The organism is Corynebacterium sp. MSK044 (assembly GCF_030232825.1).
Taxonomy (GTDB): Bacteria; Actinomycetota; Actinomycetes; order Mycobacteriales; family Mycobacteriaceae; genus Corynebacterium.
Genome location: NZ_JASPJJ010000007.1, coordinates 62,598 through 86,865, shown reverse-complemented (window position 1 = coordinate 86,865; position 24,268 = coordinate 62,598). Strand labels below are relative to the sequence as shown.

Genomic DNA, 24,268 nt, shown 5'->3' with positions numbered 1-24,268 from the left:
GCGTAAGGAGGTGAACCGTGGCACGGCGTGATGAAGAAGACATGAAAGGCATCAACTATGGCCGCCTTTCGGCCACGGTGATCCTTGTGCGCGATGGCGCTAACGGCCTTGAGGTGTGGATGCAGGAACGCGTGCTCACCATGGCTAATTACCCCGGCATGACGGTCTTTCCCGGTGGTGGTGTGGATATCCGTGATTTCCCGCCGAACCAGGACGAAGCGAAGCAGTTGTGGTCCGGCCGATCCGTGAGCGACTTGGCCAAACAGCTCGACGTCAAGCCGCGCCAAGCCCACGCCCTCATGTTCGCTGCTGTACGCGAGCTCTTCGAGGAAACAGGCACGCTCTTGCTTGTCGACGACTCTGGCACTCTCCTTAGCGACGCCCGACCCTTCCACCACGCCCGCAGACGGCTGGAAAGCCACGAGCTCTCGTTCACGGAGCTACTGGAGGAAACCGGCCTGGACGTGGATGCGTCTTTGCTCAAGCCCTCGGGCCGTTGGGTAGGGAAGTCGGAGAAGGGCGTGTGGTTCGACACCTTCACCTTCATCGCTGAGCTGCCCGAGGGCCAAGAACCGGATGTGACCACGGGTGAGGCCAGTGACGCGAACTGGTTCCCGCCCAGCCTCCTGCTGGATGGCTGGCGCCAAGGCCTTGTCCGCTTCGCACCGTCCACGTGGGCACAGCTGCATGACATCGCCGAGTTCAACAGTGTTGCCGAGATCATGGAGCACGTGAAAGGCCTGCCAATCGAAGCTGTTGTGGGAGACCCAGTAGACATTCCGCGCTACCGTGAACTCTTCGAATCCAACCCCGTCAACCGGATGGGCAAGCAGTTTGAGCTTTAGCCCAGAAGAGGTCCGCTTCCTCATCGAACACGGCGACAAGATCGCGGCTGCCGCCGAGGAAGTCGAGCTGACCAAGAAGAGCGCCATCGCGGACCACAAGAAACTGCACGGCCAGTTCGGCGATCACACTCGCGCCGTCATGGAGCTCATCCAGGCACGCCGGACCCTCGCTCCGAAGATCGGGGAGGAGGCCAGCACACAGTGGTTAGCCGATAATGATTCCGCGCAGCAAGCCACCCCGCACGCTGTCGCGCAGGTTCGCGCCGAACGTATCGCCCGCGCTGGGGCTTCCCTCGTCCACGACGTCACGTGTTCCATCGGTACCGAAGCACCCGCTATGACCGCGGCTGGCATGGAATACTTGGGCACTGACCTGGACTACACGCGCCTGCTCATGGCGCGGCACAATCTCCAGCTTCCCGTGCCCCAGTCGTTCCGCGTAAGCGGGACGGCTTGGGTGGCACAAGCTGATGCCCTCGCACCCGTGACCACCCCGGCAAGCAGCTCCGGCCCTCGCATCCGCGCATGTTCTGGCTCCGGTCCTGGCCGAGTCATTGTGGCGGACCCTGCGCGCCGGGCTGATGGGCGTCGCATAACAGACCCGGCCAAGCTCATCCCACCGCTGCCGGATCTCATCGAGGCTTACCCCGGTGCAGCGCTGGCCATTAAATGTGCGCCGGGCATTGACTACTCGGACTGGCACGGGCTGGTCAGCGTGGTCAGCGTGGACGGTGGCGTGAAAGAAGCGTGCCTCTACACACCGGATCTCGCGGACCATCGTCGGGAGGCAGTGGTCATCCGGGACGGTTTCACGGAGACGGTGACAGATGATGGGGGTGCGGTGGACGTCGATAAGCCAAGAAGCTTCATCGTGGATCCGGATGGTGCGATTGTGCGCGCGGGCCTCGTACAACAGTGGGGCGCGCGGCACGGGCTGACCATGCTCGATCCGCACATTGCTTACTTGTCGGGAGATGTACTGCCGGATGGCTACTCGGGGTTTCCTTTCATTGAGCAGGTCCCGTTGAAGAAGCTGCGGCCCGCACTCCAAGCGCATGGCGCGGGTGCGTTGGAGATTCTCGTGCGCGGTGTTGATGTGAATCCTGATCAATTGCGCACGAAGTTGAAACTGAAAGGCGCCCGGCCGATGGCCGTGGTCATTGCGCGGGTGGGGGATGGTGCCACGGCCTTCATCTGCGGTGCGCGAGTGCGCTAGGCTTGGGCTTTGCAAAAATCTTGACGGAAGGTGATTTTTTCATGCCCACCATTGCTGTGCTGGTGAAAAACGTGCCCGACACGTGGTCGGCGAAGACCCTCGAGCCGGACAACACGCTCGATCGCGCAAGTGCGGACAATGTCCTCGATGAGATCAACGAATACGCCGTTGAGGCTTCTCTGCGCCTGCGTGATGCCGGCGACTACAAGGTTGTCGCTGTCACGATGGGGCCGGAAGGCTGCGAGGAAGCATTGCGCAAGGCGATCGCGATGGGTGCGGATGATGCAGTCTCGCTTATCGACGACACCTTGGCCGGATCCGATGCCATCGGCACCGCCTGGGCGTTGCACAACGTGCTGAACACACTCGATGATGTTGCTCTTGTCATCGCGGGTAACCAGTCCTCGGATGGTGAGACCGGTGCTGTGCCTGGCTTGTTGGCGGAGTACCGCCAGGTGCCGGCCTTGACGCAGGTGCATGGTCTGCGTCTTGCTGGTGATGTGATCGCCGCGACCCGTGAGGATGACCATGGCACGTGGGAACTGGAAGCAACATTGCCGGCGCTGGTCACCGTGACGGAACTGGCGGATAAGCCACGCTTCCCCAACTTCAAGGGCATGATGGCCGCGAAGAAGCATGAGATCACGCGCCTGAGCCTGGCTGATATTGGTGTGGATCCGGCGCAGGTGGGTCTGGCAAATGCCGCGACCTCTGTCACCGCTGCTACCGAGATCCCTGCCCGTGCTGGTGGCGAGATCCTAGAAGGTCGTGCCTCCGACATCGCCGCGCAGGTTGTTGACCGCTTGGCCGAACGAAACCTCATTTAAGGAGCCTTGATTCATGCACGTCTACGTACTTGTTGAACACACAGGCGCAACCTTGAGTCCCGTCACCGGTGAACTGATTACCGCCGCGCGTCCACTAGGTGTTGTGTCCGCCGTGGTTGTCGGCGCACCGGGCGACGCCGCTGCCCTGGCGTCTGAGTTGGCGGCACTTGGTGCTGCACAGATCATTGATGCGTCCGCTGCGGATTACACTTCGCGCCTGATCACTCCTGAGGTGGATGCGCTGCAGGCTCTCGGTGCGGCGAACCCAGCGCCGATTGTCATCGCCGCTACTGCAACGGGCAATGAGATTGCTGGCCGCCTGGCTGCCCGCCTGGGCGCAGGAGTATTGACCAATGTTGTGGGCATCGCCCCAGATAAGACCGCGCGCCATGAAATCTTCGGTGGCGAGTATAGCGCAACCGCTGCTGCTGGTGGTGCGACCCCGATTTACACGCTGCGCCCGGGCTCTGTGAAAGCAGTGCCGGAAGCTGCGGCTGGTCAGCTCGCCCCCATGCCCCTTCCAGCCGCCACTCAGCGCGATGTTCGCGTGACATCCTTCACCCCGAAGGTGCGTGGTGATCGTCCCGAGCTGACCCAGGCCACTACGGTTGTCTCCGGTGGCCGCGGTATCGGCGACGCGGAAGGCTTCCGTACGTACGTGGAGGGGCTTGCCGATGAGCTCGGTGCTGCCGTTGGTTCCACCCGCGACATCGTCGATCTGGGTTACGCCGACCCGGAGACCCAGGTGGGGCAGACCGGTGCGACTGTGTCCCCGGACCTCTACATCGCACTGGGTATCTCCGGTGCGATCCAGCACACCTCCGGCATGCAGACTTCCGGCACCATCGTCGCTGTGAATCAGGACCCTGATGAGCCGATCTTTGCTATCTCCGACATTGGTGTTGTTGCTGATGTGGAGGAGTTCGTGCCCGAGTTGATCAAGGCACTTCAGGCCCGCAAGCAGTAAACCCGTGGTGAGCTACTTCGATCACGCCGCCACCACGCCGATGCGTCAGGTGGCGGTGGATACTTGGGTGGAACACGCCCATTTTCTCAACCCCGGTGGGCAGTATCGCTCCGGCCGTGAAGCCAACGCGGTGCTGGCCCAAGCTCGCGAAACCATCGCGAGCATTCTCGGTGCGGATCCCGTCGAGGTAATCTTCACCGGCTCCGGCACGGAGGCCGATAACCTAGCCATCCGCGGTTTCGCTGGGACTCCTGGCGCGCGCATCGTGTCCACCCCGATTGAGCACCCGGCGGTGCGCGAAACTGTCGCCGACCTGGCCAAGCATGGCGTATCCGTTGACCTGCTACCGGTTAGCCAGGATGGGGTCGTGGGGCTCACTGATGCACTCGATCAGCCCGCCTCGGTGGTCACATGCATGTGGGCGAATAATGAAACGGGCGCGATTCAGCCCATCACCGAGATCGTTTCCCGTGCCACCGCCGCCGGCTCACCTGTCCATGTGGATGCCGTGCAAGTGGTTGGTCATCTTCCCGTGGACTTTCACTCCCTCGGGGCAACAACGCTTGCTGCCAGCGCCCATAAATTCGGTGGCCCGCGTGGAGTGGGGGTCTTGCTTGCTCGACGCTCACCAACCCCTGCACCGGTGCTCACTGGCGGGGGACAGCAGCGTGGCTTGCGCCCCGGAACTGTTGACGTTGCCGCCGCCGCTGCCACCGCGGCCGCATTGGAAGAAGCCAGTGCCGAAATGGACGCTGAGAACAAGCGCCTGACACAGCTTCGGCGTGAGCTCATCGCCGCCATCACTCACACAGTCCCCGGCGCTTATGCCACGGTTCTTGGGACAGAGCACCCGCCCCAAGTCCTCCCCGGCCACGCGCATCTGATCTTCCCCGGGGCCAACGGTGATGCCATGATCATGCTTTTGGACAGTCACGGCATTGAGGCATCCACTGGCTCCGCCTGCAATAACGGTGTGAATCAGCGCAGCCATGTTCTTGAGGCAATGGGTTTGCCCGATGATCATGCGGACGGTGCCTTGCGCTTCACCCTCGGTCGAACCACCACGCAGGAGGACATCGACCATCTCATTGCCGTTCTACCCGATGTGATTGAGAAAGCTCGGAGCGTGGCGTCGCTCTAGCACTCAAGTTTTTGCGTGTCGCATGTGGCGTGTGTGACCAATGTGCACTACGGTGCAAAACATGACTCGTTTTATGCGCCCCGCAGCCCTGCTCACATCCGCTGCAATCGCCCTTGGCGGCATCATGGCCGCTGGCAACGTCCACGCTGATAGCCCCGCTGATTGGGTGAATGGTGTGGATGTTTCCCACCACCAGGACACTGGTGGTGATTCCATCGCGTGGCATGAGGTGCGCGACGATAACCACAAGTTCGCCATCATCAAGGCGACCGAAGGTCAGGATTACACGGACAATGCCTTCGCAAAATTCGCACAGGGCGCCATTGACTCCGGCATGGCAGTGGGTGCCTACCACTACGCCCGCCCGGCAAAGGACCCGGTTTCGCAGGCGCAGAACCTGGCCCGTGCCTACAACTCTGTGCCGGGTCTGACCCTGCCACCGGTCCTTGACATTGAGGTTGATGAGGGCCTGAACCCGGACGAGCTCAAGGAGTGGACGCGCACGTTCCTCACTGAGGTAGAGAACGAGACTGGCCGTCGCCCGATGCTGTACACCTACCGTTACTTCTGGCTGGAACAGATGGACAACGCTGAGGAGTTCTCCGACTATCCGCTGTGGCTGGCCGCCTACCAGAACAAGGCGCCGGCACCGGTCGGTGGCTGGGACAAGGTGGATATCTGGCAGCGCTCTGAGTCCGGGAACGTGGCCGGCATTAACACTCCGGTGGACCTGAACCTGTTCAACGGCAACCACGGCCAGTTCGCGCGCTTCACCGAGGGTGACTTCAATGCTACCGGTGGCATTCTGGAGCCATTGCAGGATCAGCCGATCGAGGGTGACTTCTCCGATTCACTGCAGGTTCTGGAGCAGTCCAACACGGCTCTCGCCGCTGCAATCCTGGGCCTAGCCTCAGGCATCCTCGCGCCGGAGCAGGTGGAGCACGCTGCACAGAACTTTGGTTTTGATGCTGGTGATGCCCACAACATTGCGGACACCGCCCGCCGCCAGATTGAAAACGGCACCCTGCCGATCGACGACCTGAATAAGATGATGGTCGGCGATGACTACTCCGTGGGCGACCTGCTTATCCTCCTGGATAACGCGAACAAGCAGAACGAATCCAAGTAGCTACTAGTCCACGAGCTAGTCCCCGCGTGGCGTTGCAGAAGCAGCCATATCGCGGGCCCATGCGTCACCTTTGAAGTGAGCGGGCACACCACCCCCGAGCAACCTGCGGGTCAGCTCGGGGGTTTCGGGTATCTCCGCCCGGGACCCAAGCAAAATGATGTTGCCGTAGCGCCGGCCCTTCAGCATCGGCGGATCAGCAATCACAGCAAGGTGCGGGAAAACTTCCGCCATGCCCGCCAACTCTTCACGGGCTTCTTTCAGGTCACCGTGCGAACCACAGTTGGACACGTACAAGCCAGTCGGGGAGAGGGAGTGGAGGCACTGGCGGAAGAAGGGGAGCGTCGTTAAGCTGCGCGGCGTCGTGGCGGACTCGAAGACATCGCGGATGATCACATCGCGCGAGGCCTCGACGAACCCATCGGTGACCTCGCGCGCGTCGCCCACCCGGATCTTCACCAGCGGAGCGCGCGGAATGTCGAACTTCTCCCGCGCGAGCTGCGCCAGATCCATGTCCCATTCCACGACCGTGTTGCGCGAATGCGGCCACACGTGCGCGAAATAGCGCGGCAGCGAGCACCCCGCGCCACCCAGATGCGTCAGACGAGGCTTCTCCCAGGCAGCTGACGTTGCATGGCTCTCGACCGCAGCAGCAATCCACCGCATGTACTCAAAATCCATCCGTTCCGGCTCCCCCGGCACGATGTGCGAGCTGGGAACACCGTTCACAAGCAACAACATCGACCCGTCCGGTTCGTGGATGATCTCCGCGATGCCGGTGTCAATCTCGAAGTTTTCGCTTTTCTGGGCCATACCTGCCGAGACTACAGATCCACATCCGTTGTTCGGAGATAAGCAGTGGCGGCGAGCCACCCGGCCAGCGTCAAGACGGTGGACGCGATTGTGACCTGGATTATTGTTACCTCGCTGATTGTCCCTGCTTCTGCGACTGCACTGCTGCCCAGCCATAGGGTGTCGGTGAGTAGCCCTGGTGGCAAGACGAAGCGGGCGAAGGTCGCACCTGAAGCGAGGGCGCCGAATGAGAAGATGCTGGCGACCAAAGCGAGGGCGACGGGACCTGTGAAATTGCGAATCACCATCGACAGGAAGGACTGCCATGCAGACACCGCAGCAGCTGGCAGTAATGAGAGAAGCGCGACCACACCGAATGCGCAGGGTGGTGTGCCGGGCACGCCGAGGACAAAACCCACGCCGATGGCCAGGACAACGAGCACTGCCTGCATCGCTGCCACCGCAATCGTAATCGCGGCGATTTTGGAGGCGGTCAAGCTGCCCGCCGACCGGGTGGAGGTAAGCAGCGAATGCCAGTTGTGGCCGCGGTGCTCGACGCGCCAGGCAGCGGAGGCGATGATGGCGATACCGGCTGTCATGAAGATCATCCCGTAGAAGAGCATGATCTGGGAGAGATAACTGGTCCACCCGGCGTCGAGTTGCCCTTGATTGCCCGCGTAGTTTCCAGCCCCGATTGCTACCGCGATGAGCGGAACGAGAGTAAGGACAGCCCACATGTGGGACCTGCGGAATTTCAAAAGGTCGTTGCACAGCAACTTCATGTTTCTAGAGCTCCTTCTGATCGAGCATGCGGGTTGCCGCAGTGACAACAGCGACGGCGGTGATGATGTAGATGCCCCACGCGAACCAGTGCGGGGTAGTCGGCGCGATGCCTGAGTCACCAAAGGTGAATGGGGTCAGCATGGCGAAGTAGCCGAAAGGATTGATAGCGGCCAGCCATGTCGGCGAGAGCAGTGCGGCAACGCCGAGGAAGCCACCGATGACGCCGATCGCCAGGACAACAATCTGGGAGTCGGTCACCGCTGCCAACCACAACATGACGGCGAGCAGTGTAAGTGAGGTGCCGAGTGCTCCCAGACCGAAAAACACCCAGGTGGAAAGCATCTCGGAGCCCGGTACCGGGGTGCCCATGAGGAGAGGCACGACAATGACGCCTACGAACTCAACGAGATTGAGCATGGCCACGAGCACCGTCGCCACGGCGAATTTGCGTACGATCAGTGTGCTCGGTGGCACACCGGCGATGGCGTTGAGGCGCCACCCGCCGTTGACGTTTTCGGTGTCCACCACTCGGCTGGCGACTACAGCCAACTGCAAGGGCGACAAGAACGCCAACGCCATGCAGTAGCCGACAAGATGACCAGCCCAGGAGGCCTCGGGGTCCGCGCGGAAATCGTCTATGCGGCCCCCGGCGAAGAGATTCATGCCGGCGAATAAGACAATTCCCGCACACAGAAGGAATCCGAGCAACACGACCTTGGTGCGGCGCAGCTTTGCGATTTCGACGATCATGCGCTCAAACCTTCCCGTCCTGTCAGTCCGATGAAGATCTCCTCGAGACTGCGGCGTTTGCGCACTACCTGGTGCAGCGGAACACCGTGGCTGACCAGGCGGGCGCAGACATCGGCGACCTGGTCATCACTGAGCCCCTGTACTTCGAGACCGCCAGCAACCTGCACGGGGCTCAGGGCAGCCAGAAGCGATGCGGCGGCCTCTGCAGAGGGGGTTTGGATGAAGAGGTCGGGGAGTTGGGCGTCGTAAAGCTCTTGCTGCGAGCCTTGAAAGATGAGCCTGCCCCGGTCGATGATGGTCAGATTCGAGGCCATTTTCTCGATTTCGGAGAGCAGGTGGCTGGATACCAACACCGTGCGGCCTTCATCCCGGGCGAGGCTGACGATAAGTGCGCGGATTTCCTCAATACCGGCCGGGTCGAGGCCGTTGGTGGGTTCGTCGAGGATGAGTATCTGCGGGTCGCGCGCGAGCGCCATCGCGATGCCGAGGCGTTGCTTCATGCCAAGCGAGTAGTTCTTAACCAGCTTGTCCATGTGGTCACCCAGGCGCACGAGCTCGATCGCACGTTGCGCATTTTCGGGAGAGGCGCCGAAGAGTCGCGACGCGATCTTCATGTTTTCGCCACCGGTCAAATGCGGGTATGCGGACGGCGCTTCGATGAGTGAACCGACACCGGCGAGTACTTCGGGGCGGGTCGCGCGGTTCATGGGGCGCCCGAGCATGCTGATTTGGCCACTGGTGGGTGTGACCAAACCGAGCAGCATTTTCATGGTGGTCGATTTGCCCGACCCGTTCGGACCGAGCAGCCCGTGCACGGTACCGGGCTTAACATCCAAGCCAAGGTTGTTGACCACGGTTGCGCCAGCGTACGTCTTTGTCAGACTTTCTGTCCTGATGATCGATGATGTCTCCATGCACTCAAGGTTCCCGCACCACCAGCAGGTTCCGCGTCGGCACGGGGCATGATCTTCGCTGTCCTACTCGGGTATGACGCGCTCTAGGAATCCAGCAAGTCTTCGCGCGCAACGAGTCCGGTCCGGTACGCGAACAGCGCGGCGTGGACGCGGTCGCGTGAGCCTGTTTTCGCCAGGACACGCCCGACATGGGTCTTCACCGTCGGCATGGAGATGAACATTCGCTCGGCGATCTCCGTATTCGACCAACCACGCCCGACTGCGACCAGGATCTCGGTTTCGCGCGCAGTCAACTCGTCCAAGGCAAGACGATCGGCGGGAGCAAGTGGCATATCGGTCTCAGTAGAAGAAGAGCTGAGCTTATCGACGACCCGTTTCGTCGCCCTCGGCGAGATCACCGCATCCCCGGCCGCAGTGGTGCGGATACCGCTCAACAGCGTGTCTGGCTCTGCGTCTTTGAGCAGGAATCCGCTCGCGCCCGCGGACAATGCCCCCATCACGTAACCTTCGTCGTCGAATGTGGTCAGAATGATCACCTTCGCGTCCGGGAAGTGCTGCGAGAACTGGCGTGTGGCTGCGATGCCGTCGAGGACCGGCATCTGGATGTCCATGAGCACGATGTCGACCGGGTTAGCGGCCATCGCCTCCAGGGCCTCTTCACCGTCGCCAGCGAGCCAGCCCACCGATAGGTCTGGCTGGGAGTCCACCACAGCGCGGATGCCGTGGAGGAAGAGCAGCTGGTCGTCGACGAGACCGATGGAATGGGTCATGGCTCGACCCTATCTGCATGCTGTAAAGGCAGGCGCGCTTCGGTGAGCCAGGTGTTGTTGTGGGAGGGGGAGGAGGTAAGGGAGCCGCCGATAAGCGATGCTCGCTCGCGCATCCCGCGGAGACCGTGACCCTGCTGCTGTTTGGCGCCGGGCGTGAACCCATTTTCGAGGCAGATTGTAGCCTCGGTTGGGTGCCAGGCAACGGTGAGCCGCGCAGTGCCGTCACCGTGCTTCATCGCATTGGTAAGTGCTTCTTGGACGATGCGGTGGATTGTCAGCATCGTGCCCGGGTCGAGTGGGGGCAGCGTGCCTTCGACGCTGTAGTCGATGTCGAGTCCGCCCGCGCGGCTAGTGGCGACAAGACCATCGATATCGAGTGCGGGAACGAGCGGCTCGACAGGGCGCTGCTCCCCGCCACGCAGTAGGCTGAGGACACCGCGCATTTGGCGCAACGATTCCCGGCCGACCGTGCTGATCGTGCGCAGCGCGTCGTCGCACGAGGCTCCGTAGCGTGCGCCGTCGGCCTGCGCCACGATGACGGTGAGAGAATGCGTCACAATGTCGTGGATTTCGCGGGCGAGATGCGCGCGCTGTTCAGCTGCCACACGCTCGAATACATCGCGCTGGCGCTCGAGCTGGATCTGTAGTTCCTTCGCTGCCGCTTCCTCCGCACGGTGCCGCAGTTCACCGAGAAGGAAGGCAATGACGAGCAACGTGACGCTCCATGCGATGTACGGGGCGCGCACAGGCAATGGCAACGTCACCAAAGCTGGGGCGATAAGCGCCGTCGCGGCGATGTCGCCGGCAAGGAGCGTGGTGGCCACGACATACCTTACGGGTGCGGGAAGGTGGCGCGCGATGATGTAGGCGGTGATCATCGCAACACCGATCACCCCGGTTGGTAGGCTCTCAGTGAAAGAGCAGGCTGCGAGCACCACGACGCACGATGCAATGGTCACCCACGGCCAGCGACGGCGCGTGAACGGCGCGGCACCCGCGCATACGACAAGGGCTGCGTCGAGCAAGCCGAAACCTGTCGCGAACGGGCTGATGAGGCAAAACGCCACGAGCACGAGCGCTAGAAGTACGTCCCGGGGTCGAATAAGCTCAACCTCCACATGATTGGTCATGCTATGCCAGCGTAATTTCTGGGCGCATCACTGTCGTCGTACCGTGGTACCACTTTGTGGGTCGAGCATTTTCTGTCCTGCGTTGACGCGACTACACTCACGCCACGTGCGAGTACTGGCAGCAATGAGTGGCGGCGTCGATTCCTCTGTGGCGGCGGCGCGGCTCGTCGACGCCGGACATGATGTTGTCGGCGTTCACCTCGCCCTGAGCAAGGACGCGCAACAAACCCGCGAATCCGCACGTGGCTGCTGCTCGATCGAGGACTCCGCTGACGCACGTCGCGTGTGCGACAAGCTGGGCATTCCGTTCTACGTGTGGGATTTCTCCGACCGTTTCAAAGAAGAAGTCATCGATGACTTCGTGGACAGCTACGCCCGCGGTGAGACCCCAAACCCGTGCCTGCGCTGCAACGAAAAAATCAAATTCGCAGCCTTGCTGGAGCGCGCATTGGCGCTCGGCTTCGACGCGATCGCAACAGGGCACTATGCGCTTATCGACGACGCTGGCAACCTCCGCCGATCCACCGACGCCAACAAGGACCAGTCTTACGTCCTCGGAGTGATGACGCGCGATGAGCTGGACCGCTGCCTCTTCCCAGTCGGCGACACTGAGAAGCCACAGATCCGTGAGGAAGCCGCCGCCTATGGTTTCTCCACTGCGTCCAAGCCGGATTCTTATGACATCTGCTTCATCCCGGATGGCAATACCCAGGCGTTTTTGGGCAAGTCCATCGGCATGCGTCCCGGCATGATCGTTGACCAGGATGGCACGGAGCTCAAAGAGCATGACGGTGCTTTCCAGTACACGATCGGCCAGCGCAAGGGCCTGAACATCCGCGTGCCCGCTGCCGACGGCAAGCCGCGCTACGTCACCGACATTGACACTGAAACCGGCACCGTCACCGTCGGCCCGCGTGCAGCCCTAGACGTGACCACGATCCACGCCGACCGCTTGAAGGTTCTTCACTCCGCTATGACCGAGCCTTCCGAGAGCGGAGATCCGCTCTCCGCTCTTGTGCAGATCCGTGCCCACGGCGGTGTGGTGAAATGCCGCGCTTATGTGGACCTAGAAGCCGACACCATGACCTTGGAGCTCGCCGAGCCGCTCTCCGGTGTTGCACGCGGCCAGGCTGCCGTGCTTTATTTGCCGGACCCGGACGGGCAGGGTGACATCGTGCTGGGGTCCGGCACGATCTACGGGACGGAGTCGGCGTGACGGCCTTTGGCCTGGGGCCTATGCCCGGCACCGACCTCGTGCAGGCTGCGGACGTTGTGCTCTCTGAATTACCCACACCGCACCTTCCGCAGCTACCCGCCCGCGGCGTGGGCTCTGACCTGATTGGTCGTACGGCAGCACTGTTGCCACTCAACCTGGACATTGGGCCCCGCTCCTGGCGGGTCACACGCCGCCCACAGATCGCCACCATGCGCGCCCGCGATCAGTTTGAACGCGACCTGGATCTGCTCGAAGAGCTCTGGGCCGGCAAACTCACCGAACTCAAGGTCCAGCTTGTTGGTCCGTGGACCCTTGCCGCCCAACTGGAAATGACCAACGGCCACCGCATGATCACTGACCGGGGCGCGACACGGGAGATTGCCGAGGCGTTGGAATATGCGGCGGGGGAGCATAGGTCAGACGTCGAGAAGCGATTCGGCGTGAGCACGCTCCTGCAGCTCGATGAGCCGGCGCTTACGCGCGTGCGAGGTGGAACGCTCACGGGAACGACGGACTATGAGGACATCCCGGCCGTTCCTGAGGAGCGTCTCTTGGAGGCCTACGAGCCCTTCGGCGAGCACCTCCTCAACACACCGGACCCTTTGTACGCGGCCGACTGGTTCACCGTGAACCTCGCTGGCGATTTCGACTGGGATGCCCTGGCTGGCGCGCTCGACCGCGGTGCGCGCATTGCTGTGCCCGTGATGGAACCACGCGATGTGTTCAACATCTTCGATCAGCTGCAGATCGACCCGGCGTTAACCACAATCGACGTTTATGGCGAGGCTGGCCCGACGCTGCTGGATACAGCGGCGAAGTTCAGCGCAGCAACCGAGATGGCGAACGCAGTCGCGACAGTGGACTGAGGTCCAGAACGCGTAGCAATCGTTTCGGTAACCTAAATAAGAAACGGTTCACTAATTAAGGGGCGTTGCGATGAGCTGGAAACACGACCACTACGAGTGGTACTACATCCTGATTTTCAGCGTGCTCTTCGGCTTCGCAATGAGCAACGTGTTCGACAACCTTGCCTTGGCCATCTCGGTCGGGTTCGCTTTTGGTCTGTCGATTGCTATGGCGTTAGGGGAGAAGCACCGAGCGAAGGTCGAGGACGGCAATCTGATCTTCGGGGTAGGGAAGAAGGTTGAATCAATCCCGCTCAGCGATGTCGATCATGTGGCTTTCGACGACTCGAAGGGCGAGATGGTCGTGCAAACGAGTGACGGCAGCACGCACACCCTCGACGCCGGCTGGGACAAGAAAGGTCTGTCGAAGTTCGTCAACGAGGTTAAGGGCGAATACCAGCTGTAGTTGGCACAAGCATGGCTAGCTGATCATCGGCCACGCGGTGTTGATGGTGGAGGTGTCGCGACCGCGGAATTCCATGTATTTGCGGAAGTCCGTCTGAATCTCAAAATGCTTGACGGCCTGGAATTCCATGAGCTCATCCAGGTCCTTTTGAGCTAGTTCAGGCCAGACTGAATTGACCTGCTTCCAGGCGATCCGCGCAGCAGCCATCGCATCGGACGTGGCCTCGTGTGCATTCTCCAGCTGGACCCCATAGTGCTCAGACAATGCGCCGAGGTTTCGCTTGCCACCTTTGCGGTAGCGGTCCATCGCGCGGTCAATGAGCAGCGGATCAAACACTGGCCCTGTCACTGTGAAATCACCGGTCAGCGCGCGCAGTACCGTCAGGTCGTAGGGCGCGTTGAACACGATCAACGTGAACCCGTCTTCCCACGCCTGCTTGATGGTGTCCACGGTCTCCTTCAGCACCTCATCATGCGGACGGCCCTCCGCGCGGGCCTTCTCCGTGGAGATGCCATGGATCGCGGCAGCCTGCTCGGGGATCTCCACACCGGGGTCGGCGAGGTGTTCGGTGGCGGTGACCTCGCGGCCGTCGATACGCACGAGCGCAGAGGTCACAATGCGAGCTTCCAGCGGATTCGCCGAAGTGGTTTCAAGGTCGAAGGAGAGCATCCGCGACGCGTCGAAAGTAGGCATGGTGCTCATTCTAATGAGGTGTGCGACACGCACATCTTGACCTTGCCCCTAGGGCAACGTTCACACTATGTGGCATGGGTGATTACACGATTGGAGAAATGGCCGACATGCTCGGCCTGAGTACGAAAACATTGCGGCACTGGGAGGCGCGTGGCCTGCTGGAACCATCCCGCACCTACAGCGGGTACCGCATGTACTCAGATGCTGATGTGGAACGCTGCGCAGCCATCGCGCTCTACCGCGGCGTGGGGATGTCGCTCGAAAGCATCGCCAAGCTTATCGACGCCCCCTCCCACACCCTTCAATCCGCCCTGAACCACCACCGCGCTGAACTAGCTCAACGGCTTGCCGCTGTGCACGAGCAAATCGAAGCGGTGGATGACCTTATCAACGAAACCATGAAAGGACAGATCAACATGGATGCAATGAAGAAATACCTCGGCGAGAAGATGCCGGAATACCAGGCAGAAGCCGAAGAGCGCTGGGGTGACACCGCTGAGTGGGTGCAGTCCCAAGAGAAGCTGGCGCAGATGGGTGAAGGCGACTTCGCGCAGTTACAGCGTGACCAGGAGGCGTTCGCCGCGGACCTGGTTGCTGCACGAGACGCTGGGGTGGAGGCTGGCTCTGACGAAGCCTCCGCGCTCGTCGCGCGCCACCGAGAGATGATCGGGCAGTGGTACGAAGTCACTCCCGCCCGTCAGCTTATTTTGGCGCGGATGTACGTCGGTGATGAGCGCTTCCACGAGGCGTATCAGGGGGCGCAGGGGTATCTGCTGGATCTCATCGAAAAGCATGCTGCGGATGAGGGCGTGGATGTGGCAAATCCGGAGTGGCAACAAAGGTGATCCGATTTTTCTTACATCGCACTTTTAGTAACCTGGGTTTTTAGAAGATGAAAGCGCGACAGTGGCGAGATTTCTCGACCTCGTCCGAATAACCCCCTCCTGGTTCCGCGCATCTACACTGGGGCAGCGTGACTGAAAATAACGGCAGCATCGATAAGGATCTCCTCCTCGAGTGGGATGAGCTGGCTAAGGAGATTCGCCACCACCGGGACCTGTATTACAACGGTGACCCGGTAATCACGGACGCGGAGTTCGACGAGATGTTCCGCGCGCTCCAGAAGCTGGAGGAGGAACATCCAGAGCTGGCGGTGCCGGATTCACCGACGAAGGAAGTCGGCGCGGCGGTGACGGATTCAGCCTTCGCGGATGTTGAGCACCTTGAGCCGATGACCAGTTTGGACAACGTGTTCTCAGCTGAGGAACTGGCAGATTGGCTAGCCAAAACCCCCGGCCCGTACCTGACGGAGCTGAAGATCGACGGGGTGTCCATCGACCTTGTCTACGAGAACGGCACACTCGTCCGCGCCGCCACGCGTGGGGACGGTCGCGTGGGCGAAGACATCACCGCCAACGCCAAGGTCATCGAGGACATTCCGCATGAACTCACTGGCGACGCCCCGGCGCTGGTGGAGGTCCGCGGTGAGGTGTTCATCCGCCCGGAGGATTTCCCGGAGCTCAACGAGCTACGCCAGAAGGAAGGCGGTAAACCGTTTGCGAACCCGCGCAATACGGCGGCGGGTGGCCTGCGCCAGAAGGATCCGGAGGCGGTGCGCACCCGCAAGTTGCGCATGATCTGCCACGGCATTGGGGCGCGAGAGGGTGTGGAGTTCACTTCTCAGCATGAGGCGTACGAGAAGCTCGCCTCCTGGGGCTTGCCCGTCAGCGAATACACCAAGAAAGCTGCGACCGCCCAGGAGGTCCAGGACGCGGTGACCTACTGGGCGGACCACCGCCATGATGCCATCCACGAGATGGACGGTGTGGTGATTAAGGTCGATGACCTAGCCACACAACGACAGCTCGGTTTCACGTCGCGCGCGCCACGCTGGGCGATCGCCTACAAGTACCCGCCGGAGGAAGTGACTACGAAGCTGTTGGACATCGAGGTGTCCATCGGCCGCACGGGCCGCGCCACGCCGTATGCGGTGATGGAGCCGGTGTTCGTCTCCGGTTCGACGGTCGCGATGGCCACGTTGCACAATCAGACGGAGGTCAAACGCAAGGGCGTGCTCATCGGTGACACGGTGGTGGTGCGCAAGGCGGGCGAGATCATTCCGGAGGTCCTCGGCCCTGTCGCGGGTCTGCGTGATGGCACTGAGCGCGAATTTGTTTTCCCCAAAGACTGCCCGGCCTGCGGCACGGAGCTTGCGCCCGCGAAGGAAGGCGATGCGGATTGGCGTTGCCCGAACACCCGCTCGTGCCCGGCGCAGCTCGGCGCGCGCCTGGAATACATCGGTTCCCGCGGGGCCTTCGACATCGAAGCTCTCGGCGAGAAGGGTGCGCATGATCTCATCGCATCGGGAGTGCTTATCGACGAATCCACCCTTTTCTCGTTAACCCCCGACGACTTAAAGAAGTCGTCTACGTACACGAGAAAAGACGGCCAGATTAACGCTTCGGGCACGAAGCTCCTGAGCAACCTGCAGGAGAAAAAGACCACTGACCTGTGGCGCGTGCTGGTGGCCTTGTCGATCCGCCATGTTGGTCCGACGGCGGCGCGGTCTTTGGCGGCGCGCTACAAGTCCATGGATGCGCTGCGTGCAGCCTCGGTAGAAGACCTTGCTGAGACCGACGGTGTCGGCACGATCATCGCCGAGTCCTTCAAGGATTGGTTTGAGGTTGACTGGCATGTGGACATCGTGGATAAGTGGGCCGCTGCTGGCGTGACCATGGAAGATTCCGTCGAGGACGCAGCACCCCAAACGCTTGAAGGCCTGACCATCGTGGTCACCGGAACGCTGGAGAACTTCTCCCGCGACAGCGCCAAGGAGGCAATCCTGTCCCGCGGTGGCAAGGCGTCGGGTTCGGTGTCGAAGAAGACCGACTACGTCGTGGTGGGGGAGAACGCCGGTTCCAAGGAGGAGAAAGCACGCGACCTGGGCATCACCATCTTGGACGAAGCCCAGTTTGAACAGCTGCTGGAAACCGGCGAGATTTAGACCGAATCACCAGGCTTCATAGTCGTTGTCGCGCCCAGGCAGCGACTTGAAGAAGATCTCTTCATCCCCACGGGCCTGCCCCAGAATGAGGAAGAAGAGTGGGGAAGCATCCAAATTGGGAAGCTCATGGACGACACTGTTCATGAGCTCTGCCACCTCGCCCCATGGGTCCCGACGGATTTCCTCGGCGAAGACCCGCCAGTCAAAAACATTGCCGTATTGCAGGGTGGCGGCGTACACCTCGTAGGGCCACGAGGAGATCGGATCCTTTGGCGATGCCGAGACGTTTCGGAACATCTGCGGACGAATTACGTGAGCCATGCAGCCAACTCCTTACACGTGGCTTCTACCCGTGACCATGAATTCCAATCGGCTGAAACACCCTTGTAGTTCGCAAGCGAATCTCGATTCCGGGTGTCTGCAGGATTCGGTGCCGCCAACATGAAGATCAGCTCGGAAAGCACTGAACCATCGGTTTCGGTCATCTCGGAGTAGTACGAATCGATGTTGGAAAGAATCTTGCAGGCTGTCTTGATGCCTAATTGGGAGCTAACGGCAGCTACGTCGAGATAATCGCGCACTTGGTTTCGACGAACGATGAGAAAGGCCTTTGTGCGTAGGACTTCGGCAATTGTAGGAATCCGGAGGGTGTCCCCCGATGGGAGAGTGATCTCTTCGATCTCTAATGGGGTTTTGCGTCGTAAGTTACGAAGACCAGCTTGATAGTCATCGAGACTGCCCATAATCGTCATTGGCGGCTTGGAAGCGCGTGGATCGGTCGTCCAGCCTTCGAGCGCCATAACCGATTCAAGAACTGCGTCGTACCGTCCTTGAAGGTTCTGGATCACGTGATCATGATCGAACGACATGCGGTGGCCAGCGTAGAAAACGGCCGCACTTCCTCCGACGAGTACGGCATCTGGCGCCACTTTCTGCAGCTTCGCCGCAGACTCGTAGAGCTTTTCCATATCGTTCATGTTCACAAGGATAGTTGGCTGCTAACCGTTGGATTCGGTTGTACCTTCTTGGGTCAACAGACTCGCTGATTGGAGGCCCACGAGGATGGCTGCCCAAGCCGCGAAGAGCCACCAGACAAGGATCGGGATGGATTCATTCCAACTCATCCCTCGGGCGATGAGAACCACTACGAGGGATGTGACAACTGCATCCAAGAAACCAATGAATGGCTTCTTCTTGCGCATCAAGCTGAACGTCGATAACCCGAGCAAGACTAGAATGACAATTAGGCTGATCATGGGCGCGTACCTTTTACCAGTTCAATTCCTAGGTCGTCGACGTCGGCTTCACTCGAATTAGCGACGAATGCGGCGCGAGGATGTGGTGATTCTGGGTCCCAGACGAGCATTGTGCTGTATCCGCCGGTTCCGCCGTTGTGGAAGATATATGTTGTGCCGTCTTCCTCAAAATCCGCCCAGCCGAGCTCCGGGCCACCGTGTGCGACAACCCAGTCGACATACTTGGCAATGTCGTGTGCAGTGGAACGGATGGCGCCTGCGGGAGCCCAGCCGTTCATATCCCAGCGCTCGGCTTCACGGCCGCTGAAAGTGAGGCCCTGTGGATGGCCGTCGACAGTGCCCGGCATAGCGAGGAAAGTCGAGGCCATTCCGGCCGGCTCGAAGATTTGGGTGCGCAACAGCTCTTCATAGGGAGTGTCAGCGTTGACAGCGAGGAGCTGTCCGAGAAGGGCGTGACCGTAATTGGAGTAGTTTTCTTCGCCACGATTTTTGAGTTCTGCTTGCTTGGCAGCTTCCAGAATGTCGTTCGGGGTGGCATCCTTGTACGGATTGCCGCCATTGCGGAGCAGGGACAGCACTAGGTTGGCAAAGCCCACGCCTTCCAGTCTGGATAGGCCTGAGGTGTGATTTAGTAGTTCCTCAATGGTGACATCAGCAATGGGGGTTCCTGCAGCATCGATAATGTCTTGGACTTGGGTATCCAGGCGAAGGGAGCCATTTTCAATTTGTTGGCGGGCCAGCTCGCCGTTGAAAGTCTTGGTCAGGGAACCGATCTCGAACTCGGTGTGTTCGTCGGCTCCCAAGCCGCCGAAGCGGACCTCGCCACCGTCGTAGATGAATCCGGCGAGTTGGTAGTACCCCTTGGGGGCGTGGGCGACGAGCACCGATGTAATTGTGTCGTCGCCAGTGTGGTCTGTAGCGGAATCGATGGGGCGAGGGCCGAAATAGAGCAGTAATGAAAGAGTGGCCAGAGCAGCGGGGACGCCTACGGCGATGCGGCGGATATATTGCTGGCGCATTAGTGGTCCTCTCCGGCGGCAATGATGGTCAATAGAGGAATGACACGGGAAGGCCTGACTTCGTAGCGGCCGTCGAGTTTGGCAATCCAGCCGGCGCTCTGAAGGGCGGCAATGTGGTGATAGGCGGTGCCGGTGGAGGAAACAAGGGCTTCGTCGACAAGCTCGGCGACTGTTGCGGGCGCCACCAAGAGTCGACGGAGGATAGCGCCTCGGACTGGATGTGCGATCGCGGCGATGCGGTGAATGTACTCGTTCCACTCGCGGCCGGTGAGGTAGTCGGCGCTGCGTTCCCATTGGTACGCGTACTCCCGGCCGTCAAGTGTGATGGCACCTCCGAAGACGACGGATCCATGATGGTCGTGATCGGAAGAGTTCGAGCACTGGATCTGGTCCACGACCCAGAAATCTCCCGAAGACGATGAAGTGGGGGAGGATTCGAGGGCAGCGACTCGGGACTCGAGAGCTTTCAGGCGCTCCAGGATCGTTGTATCGGTTTCATGGGAAATGGAAATCTCCTGTTGCATGACTCTAGAAATACGGAATCACTGGCAATCTGTCAAGCGTGAAAAAGAAAAAGCGCGCCGAAGCGCGCACGAGTCAAAGGGGGTGGAGGGTGCTGTTTAGCGGACCAAGGCTCCCACGATGGCACCGAGGTCGCCGATGTGGTTGACCTCGGAGGCGAGGAAGTCCGGGCCGCCAGTACGACCGACCACCATGTAGAGACCGGTGGTACCCAGAGGAGTGATGGCCAGGGTGGAATCGAGGAGCCACCAGGCATCGGGGACCCACGTGTCGGTGTCGTCGCGGAGGATGCGGGCATGGGAGACGTCGATAAGCATTGGCTCAGAACCGTCGTCGCCGGGCGCGGCCTGAGATGCGGCGACGCGCTCGCTGCCGGTGTCGGTCTCGCGGAGGACCACAGCCCAGGAAGACGTCAACGCCATGGGCATGACGGAAACGAGCTCCTCCATCGCGGCGGGCAGATCGTGGACTTGGTTGGCCACACGTGCGAGCATCTGTACCTGCTCACGGCGGTCAACACGGCCGGTGAAGGGGCGAATGGAATCCACCTCAACGCCCTTGACCGATGCGGCGGCGGTGATGAGGGAATCAACCATGACGCCGGTGGGCAGTTCCACAACAATATCGTCGGTCACCATCGCAGCATCGCCGGCAAAAACTGATTCCACAATGTCTACGGACTTGATATTGGCGTCGACCATGCCGAAGGCCTCGGCGAGCTCACCAAGGCTGCCGGGGGTGTCTGGAAGGACAACACGGATCAGGTAGGACATGACATCTCGTCTCGTTGAAATTCAATTGGGGTGCTGCCGTAGTATAAGGGCGACCGAGACTATTACCAATGATTTTAAGAAGGTGGGCACCGTGGCTGAAGCCTCAGGAATCTCCCGCGAGGAGGTCGCAGGCATCGCTCGACTGGCACGTATTGCCGTGAGCGAAGAGGAATTGGACCAGCTCGCAGGGCAATTGGACACCATTGTTGAGGCCGTCTCAGCCGTTCAGGCTGTAGACACCGACGGTGTTGAGCCGATGAGTCACCCGCACTCGATTGACGCTGGCATGCGCGAGGATGTTGTGCGGCCCACGTTGACGCAGGAGCAGGCGCTGGATCAGGCACCGGAGGTTGAGGAGGACCGCTTTATGGTTCCTCAGATTCTGGGGGAGGAGCAGTAAATGACCGATTACACTATTCCCGCAGAAGGACTGACTAGTCTGCCGGCGCACGTGCTGGCCGAGAAGATTCAGGCCGGTGAGGTGACCTCCCGCGAGGTGACCCAGGCATTCCTCGACCGCATCGCCGAAACCGATGAGACCATCGGTGCATTCCTGCATGTTGGCGCTGAGGAAGCTCTTGTGGTTGCCGACGAAGTGGATGCCGCCGTCAAGGCCGGTGAAGCCCCAGCATCCCCGCTCGCTGGTGTTCCGCTAGCGCTGAAGGACCTGTTTGTCACCACAGACGCGCCGACGACCGCTGCATCGAAGATGCTTGAGGGCTACATGAGCCCCTACGACGCGACGATCGTGTCCAAGATCCGCGCCGCGAAGATCCCGATCCTGGGTAAGACCAACCTGGATGAGTTCGCCATGGGCTCCTCCACGGAGAACTCTGCCTACAAGGTCACCCGTAACCCGCATGACCTGGACCGCACGCCGGGTGGTTCCGGTGGCGGTACGGCTGCGGCAATCGCGGCTGGCCAGGCGCCGCTGGGCATTGGTACGGACACCGGTGGGTCGATCCGCCAGCCGGCTTCACTCACCGGAACGGTGGGCGTGAAACCGACGTACGGTGCGGTGTCGCGCTATGGCATGATCGCCAACGCCTCCTCCCTCGACCAGGCTGGCCCGTGTGCGAACAATGTGCTTGACACGGCACTGCTACACGAGGTGATCGCCGGCCACGATGAGTTCGATGCCACTAGTGTCGACCGCCCAGTCAGTGCTGTTGTGGCAGCCGCCAAACAGGGTGCCTCCGGTGACCTGACCGGCGTTAAGGTCGGTCGCGTGAAGCAGTTCTCCGGTGAGGGGATGCAGGCGGGGGTTACGGAGGCCGTCGATAAGGCGATCGCGCAGCTCGAAGCACAGGGCGCAGAGATCGTCGAGGTTGATTGCCCGACGTTCGAAAATGTCATGGGCGCGTACTACATCATTCAGACCTCGGAGGTCAGCTCTAACCTCGCGCGTTTCGACGGCATGAGGTACGGCAAGCGCGTCGGCGACGACGGCAAGAACTCCGCCGAAGAGGTCATGGCTCTCACCCGCGGCGAGGGCTTTGGCGACGAAGTGAAGCGCCGCGTCATCCTGGGTACGTACGCCCTGTCCGTTGGTTACTACGACGCGTACTACCTGCAAGCACAGCGCATTCGTACGCTCATCGCGCAGGACTTTGCCAAGGCTTTCGAGCAGGTGGACATCATCGCGGGTCCGGCGACACCGACGACGGCGTTCAAACTGGGCGACAAGATCGATGATCCGTTGGCGATGTACAACTTCGACCTGTTCACCCTGCCACTGAACCTGGCTGGTCTGCCCGGTATGTCCGTCCCGGCCGGCACCGCCTCGGACACCGGCCTACCGGTTGGCCTGCAGCTCATCGCGCCGGCGTTCGCCGACGAGCGCCTCTACCGCGTGGCGGCAGCCTTTGAAGCCGGCCGTTAATCCTTGGAATACCCTCGCAGCGGTTGCTGCGGGGTATTTTCTCGTCCTCATTGATCAGGGCTTCATGCCCGTGATCACCCCGCTGTTGCCTTTCGACGTCGGCGATGCCATCTGGCTCACCAGCATCTACTTGCTGTGCACCGTCGCCCCCATGCCAGCCTCAGGGCGTCTGGGGGATGCCTATGGGCAACGGCGGGTGTTTCTTCTTGGGTTGGCGGTCTACGTGGCGGCGCTGGTCTTTGCTGGGATGTCGTGGTCTTTCGGGTCGCTCGTGGCAGCACGCGGGCTCCAAGGCTTTGGCGCAGCGCTCTTCTTGCCACAGGCGTTCGGGCTCATCCCGCGAGTGTTCAGCGAGGATCTTCAAGGCCGCGCCTTTGCCGCGTGGGGTGTGATCGGCTCGGTGGCCTCACTCATCGGACCAGTGGCGGGTGGCGCGATTGCTGAATTCTCGGGGTGGCGTGCGGCTTTCTTGGCGCAGGCTGGCCTTGGTGGGCTGGCCCTTATCGCGGGGCTTATTGCCTTGCCGACGCTCCCTTCCACCCACCAACGCATCTTCCTCCTACCTGTTTTGCTCTCTTTCGGTGGGCTGGGGTGCTTGGTCTATGGCATCCAGTTCGGCCAGTGGCTCACGGTGATCCTGGGTGTTCTGTTCTTGGGGCTCCTCGTGCTCTTTGCGCAGCGGGGCGCGGATGAAGGTTTTCTGCCCTTGGAGCTTCTGCGCGATCGTTCTTTCACCCTGGGTGCCGTCGGGGTGGCCGCGATGGGTTTCACCGTTGCGTCAATGTTCATCCCGTTGATGTACTGGCTGCAGACAGTCGCCGGTGCCACACCGAGTCAATCCGGTCTGATCACCGCGCCGATGTCTGTGTTGGCTTTCGTGCTCACGCCTGTGGCGGGGTATCTGACAGACCGGCGAGATCCTGGCCGCTTATGCGTCATCGGTTTCGGGGTCTCTGCGGTTGGGATTGGTCTTGCCATTTTCCTCATTCAGGTCTCGGCGGGGGTGTGGTGGTTCTTGGCAGTCACGGCTTTGCTGGGAATTGGTGGCGCTTTCGTATGGGCGCCGAATGCCGCGGTGACCATGCGGGGTATCGCTGAGCATCAGACCGGCGCGGCATCGGGGTTGTACAACACCGCCCGCCAGGTGGGCAGCGTACTGGGGGTGGCGCTGGTGGGCACGGTGTTGGCTTCTGGTGCGATCGACGCCACAGCTGGCAAAGCACTGGCAGTGCCAGCTGCGGCCATGGTGGTTGGAGCCGTGGCTTCTTTGGCGCTGGCTAATGGAGGAAAGCAGGCTGTCGCGGACAGGCGGGCATAATCGCGCTAGTGTG

At 61.0% G+C, this 24,268-nt stretch carries 27 protein-coding genes; 14 read left to right on the top strand and 13 right to left on the bottom strand.

The genetic code is table 11. The features are described 5' to 3' along the window. The first annotated feature begins 17 nt into the window (after positions 1-17). The 6 genes from QP994_RS06160 (at position 18) to QP994_RS06135 (ending at position 6,125) form a co-directional block, all read left to right on the top strand. Positions 18-845: an NUDIX hydrolase gene (locus QP994_RS06160; RefSeq protein ID WP_284854998.1), complete on the top strand. Its 828-nt coding sequence runs from the start codon at positions 18-20 to the stop codon at positions 843-845. Next, positions 835-2,061, top strand: coding sequence for a THUMP-like domain-containing protein (locus tag QP994_RS06155; RefSeq protein WP_284865734.1), 1,227 nt, complete (start codon positions 835-837; stop codon positions 2,059-2,061). Before QP994_RS06160 ends, QP994_RS06155 begins: the two co-directional genes overlap by 11 nt. Before the next feature lie 41 nt (positions 2,062-2,102). Then, complete coding sequence (locus QP994_RS06150; RefSeq protein WP_284865733.1) at positions 2,103-2,888, top strand: electron transfer flavoprotein subunit beta/FixA family protein; 786 nt, start codon at positions 2,103-2,105, stop codon at positions 2,886-2,888. 13 nt (positions 2,889-2,901) lie between these two features. Then, positions 2,902-3,855 carry an electron transfer flavoprotein subunit alpha/FixB family protein gene (locus tag QP994_RS06145; protein WP_284865732.1) on the top strand — a complete coding sequence of 318 codons (954 nt, stop codon included), beginning with the start codon at positions 2,902-2,904 and terminating at the stop codon, positions 3,853-3,855. 4 nt (positions 3,856-3,859) lie between these two features. Then, positions 3,860-4,996, top strand: coding sequence for a cysteine desulfurase family protein (locus QP994_RS06140; RefSeq protein ID WP_284865731.1), 1,137 nt, complete (start codon positions 3,860-3,862; stop codon positions 4,994-4,996). 61 nt (positions 4,997-5,057) lie between these two features. Beyond that, the gene (locus QP994_RS06135) at positions 5,058-6,125 is read left to right on the top strand and encodes a glycoside hydrolase family 25 protein (RefSeq protein ID WP_284865730.1); all 1,068 of its coding nucleotides are present in this window, start codon (positions 5,058-5,060) and stop codon (positions 6,123-6,125) included. Between the two features lie 15 nt (positions 6,126-6,140). Here the strand turns inward: QP994_RS06135 and QP994_RS06130 are convergent, their stop codons facing one another. The 6 genes from QP994_RS06130 to QP994_RS06105 form a co-directional block, all read right to left on the bottom strand. Then, positions 6,141-6,935, bottom strand: a complete 795-nt coding sequence (locus QP994_RS06130) for a spermidine synthase (protein ID WP_284865729.1) — start codon at positions 6,933-6,935, stop codon at positions 6,141-6,143. A gap of 11 nt (positions 6,936-6,946) precedes the next feature. Then, positions 6,947-7,696: an ABC transporter permease gene (locus QP994_RS06125; protein ID WP_284865728.1), complete on the bottom strand. Its 750-nt coding sequence runs from the start codon at positions 7,694-7,696 to the stop codon at positions 6,947-6,949. A 4-nt stretch (positions 7,697-7,700) separates the two neighbouring features. Continuing rightward, positions 7,701-8,447, bottom strand: a complete 747-nt coding sequence (locus QP994_RS06120) for an ABC transporter permease (protein ID WP_284865727.1) — start codon at positions 8,445-8,447, stop codon at positions 7,701-7,703. Beyond that, positions 8,444-9,361 (bottom strand): ABC transporter ATP-binding protein, encoded by a 918-nt coding sequence (locus QP994_RS06115; protein WP_284865726.1) that lies wholly within the window; start codon positions 9,359-9,361, stop codon positions 8,444-8,446. The genes QP994_RS06120 and QP994_RS06115 overlap by 4 nt, the downstream gene beginning before the upstream one ends. Positions 9,362-9,444: 83 nt before the next feature. Next, on the bottom strand, positions 9,445-10,131 hold the full coding sequence (locus QP994_RS06110) for a response regulator (protein WP_284865725.1): 687 nt from the start codon (positions 10,129-10,131) through the stop codon (positions 9,445-9,447). Next, positions 10,128-11,261, bottom strand: coding sequence for a sensor histidine kinase (locus tag QP994_RS06105; RefSeq protein WP_284865724.1), 1,134 nt, complete (start codon positions 11,259-11,261; stop codon positions 10,128-10,130). The genes QP994_RS06110 and QP994_RS06105 overlap by 4 nt, the downstream gene beginning before the upstream one ends. Positions 11,262-11,367: 106 nt before the next feature. Here QP994_RS06105 and mnmA point away from each other — a divergent pair, with 106 nt between their 5' ends. From mnmA to QP994_RS06090, 3 genes are all read left to right on the top strand, one after another. After that, complete coding sequence (gene mnmA / locus QP994_RS06100; protein WP_284865723.1) at positions 11,368-12,477, top strand: tRNA 2-thiouridine(34) synthase MnmA; 1,110 nt, start codon at positions 11,368-11,370, stop codon at positions 12,475-12,477. Further along, on the top strand, positions 12,474-13,343 hold the full coding sequence (locus QP994_RS06095) for a uroporphyrinogen decarboxylase/cobalamine-independent methonine synthase family protein (protein WP_284865722.1): 870 nt from the start codon (positions 12,474-12,476) through the stop codon (positions 13,341-13,343). The genes mnmA and QP994_RS06095 overlap by 4 nt, the downstream gene beginning before the upstream one ends. Positions 13,344-13,413: 70 nt before the next feature. Continuing rightward, on the top strand, positions 13,414-13,788 hold the full coding sequence (locus QP994_RS06090; protein WP_284854984.1) for a hypothetical protein: 375 nt from the start codon (positions 13,414-13,416) through the stop codon (positions 13,786-13,788). Between the two features lie 15 nt (positions 13,789-13,803). Here QP994_RS06090 and QP994_RS06085 read toward each other — a convergent pair whose 3' ends face one another. Beyond that, positions 13,804-14,481: a 3'-5' exonuclease gene (locus QP994_RS06085; protein ID WP_284865721.1), complete on the bottom strand. Its 678-nt coding sequence runs from the start codon at positions 14,479-14,481 to the stop codon at positions 13,804-13,806. Between the two features lie 74 nt (positions 14,482-14,555). On the opposite strand from QP994_RS06085, the gene QP994_RS06080 reads away from it, so the two are divergent. Both QP994_RS06080 and ligA read left to right on the top strand, forming a co-directional pair. Next, positions 14,556-15,326: a MerR family transcriptional regulator gene (locus QP994_RS06080; RefSeq protein WP_284865720.1), complete on the top strand. Its 771-nt coding sequence runs from the start codon at positions 14,556-14,558 to the stop codon at positions 15,324-15,326. Positions 15,327-15,454: 128 nt separating this feature from the next. Next, positions 15,455-17,485: an NAD-dependent DNA ligase LigA gene (gene ligA / locus QP994_RS06075; RefSeq protein WP_284865719.1), complete on the top strand. Its 2,031-nt coding sequence runs from the start codon at positions 15,455-15,457 to the stop codon at positions 17,483-17,485. A 6-nt stretch (positions 17,486-17,491) separates the two neighbouring features. Here the strand turns inward: ligA and QP994_RS06070 are convergent, their stop codons facing one another. The 6 genes from QP994_RS06070 to QP994_RS06045 form a co-directional block, all read right to left on the bottom strand. Further along, on the bottom strand, positions 17,492-17,806 hold the full coding sequence (locus tag QP994_RS06070) for a hypothetical protein (protein WP_284854981.1): 315 nt from the start codon (positions 17,804-17,806) through the stop codon (positions 17,492-17,494). Beyond that, the gene (locus QP994_RS06065; RefSeq protein WP_284865718.1) at positions 17,794-18,462 is read right to left on the bottom strand and encodes a hypothetical protein; all 669 of its coding nucleotides are present in this window, start codon (positions 18,460-18,462) and stop codon (positions 17,794-17,796) included. The genes QP994_RS06070 and QP994_RS06065 overlap by 13 nt, the downstream gene beginning before the upstream one ends. Before the next feature lie 21 nt (positions 18,463-18,483). Further along, positions 18,484-18,741, bottom strand: coding sequence for a hypothetical protein (locus QP994_RS06060; RefSeq protein WP_150386055.1), 258 nt, complete (start codon positions 18,739-18,741; stop codon positions 18,484-18,486). Then, a complete protein-coding gene (locus QP994_RS06055; RefSeq protein ID WP_284854979.1) occupies positions 18,738-19,760 on the bottom strand; it encodes a serine hydrolase domain-containing protein in 1,023 nt (340 codons plus the stop codon). Before QP994_RS06055 ends, QP994_RS06060 begins: the two co-directional genes overlap by 4 nt. Next, entirely contained in the window at positions 19,760-20,284 is a 525-nt protein-coding gene (locus QP994_RS06050; protein WP_284854978.1) for an ArsR/SmtB family transcription factor, read from the bottom strand. The genes QP994_RS06055 and QP994_RS06050 overlap by 1 nt, the downstream gene beginning before the upstream one ends. 96 nt (positions 20,285-20,380) lie before the next feature. Further along, positions 20,381-21,055: an ACT domain-containing protein gene (locus QP994_RS06045; protein WP_284854977.1), complete on the bottom strand. Its 675-nt coding sequence runs from the start codon at positions 21,053-21,055 to the stop codon at positions 20,381-20,383. A gap of 91 nt (positions 21,056-21,146) precedes the next feature. On the opposite strand from QP994_RS06045, the gene gatC reads away from it, so the two are divergent. The 3 genes from gatC to QP994_RS06030 are packed head-to-tail and all read left to right on the top strand — an operon-like array spanning position 21,147 to position 24,255. Continuing rightward, positions 21,147-21,455: an Asp-tRNA(Asn)/Glu-tRNA(Gln) amidotransferase subunit GatC gene (gene gatC, locus QP994_RS06040; protein ID WP_284854976.1), complete on the top strand. Its 309-nt coding sequence runs from the start codon at positions 21,147-21,149 to the stop codon at positions 21,453-21,455. Continuing rightward, complete coding sequence (gene gatA, locus QP994_RS06035; RefSeq protein ID WP_284854975.1) at positions 21,456-22,937, top strand: Asp-tRNA(Asn)/Glu-tRNA(Gln) amidotransferase subunit GatA; 1,482 nt, start codon at positions 21,456-21,458, stop codon at positions 22,935-22,937. Then, positions 22,921-24,255: an MFS transporter gene (locus QP994_RS06030; protein WP_284865717.1), complete on the top strand. Its 1,335-nt coding sequence runs from the start codon at positions 22,921-22,923 to the stop codon at positions 24,253-24,255. The genes gatA and QP994_RS06030 overlap by 17 nt, the downstream gene beginning before the upstream one ends. Positions 24,256-24,268: the final 13 nt, after the last annotated feature.